General features: G+C 63.8%; 1 pseudogene. It reads left to right on the top strand.

Annotated elements, in window-relative coordinates:
• Nucleotides 1-94 precede the first annotated feature (94 nt).
• Nucleotides 95-525: pseudogene (locus AA0535_RS10985) on the top strand (efflux transporter outer membrane subunit); the annotation flags it as partial.

Below are 525 nucleotides of genomic sequence, written 5' to 3'. Positions count from 1 at the left end.
GGGATGTCGGTCGAAGTCCGGATCGACACGGCATCGCATCCCGAGGGCGTAAGGGCGAACGATCCCCGCTATTTGTGGCGGTGAGGAACGGATCATGACCATAGGCTTCAGCCAACGCACGCTCTCCCTGGCGAGCATGCTCCTAATCGGCGCCTGCACGGTTGGGCCCGACTATAACAAGCCCGATATCGCAAGCGGGCCGCACTGGCATCGCAGCATGACCGATGCTGAAAGCCGACCGGAGGAAAGTCCCGCCGATCCGCAATGGTGGACGATCTATCGCGATCCGGTGCTGACCGCACTGGAACAACAGGTCGCGTCCGCCAACCTGGATCTGCGGGCAAGCGCCTATCGCCTTGCAGAAAGTATCGCAGAGCGGCGGATCGCAAGTGCGGCACAGTTCCCGCATATGGAGGGGAATGCCTCCTACGCCCGCGAGCGGGCTAGTACCAACGGTATCCTCGGCTTGCTCGGCACGCTGGAACGCGCGGGCGCGGGTGATGTCGCCAGCGGCGCGCAGGGCTT

The sequence above is a fragment of the Asaia krungthepensis NRIC 0535 genome, assembly GCF_025995175.1.
GTDB classification, from domain to species: domain Bacteria; phylum Pseudomonadota; class Alphaproteobacteria; order Acetobacterales; family Acetobacteraceae; genus Asaia; species Asaia krungthepensis.
This window is presented reverse-complemented; position numbering and strand designations above follow the sequence as displayed.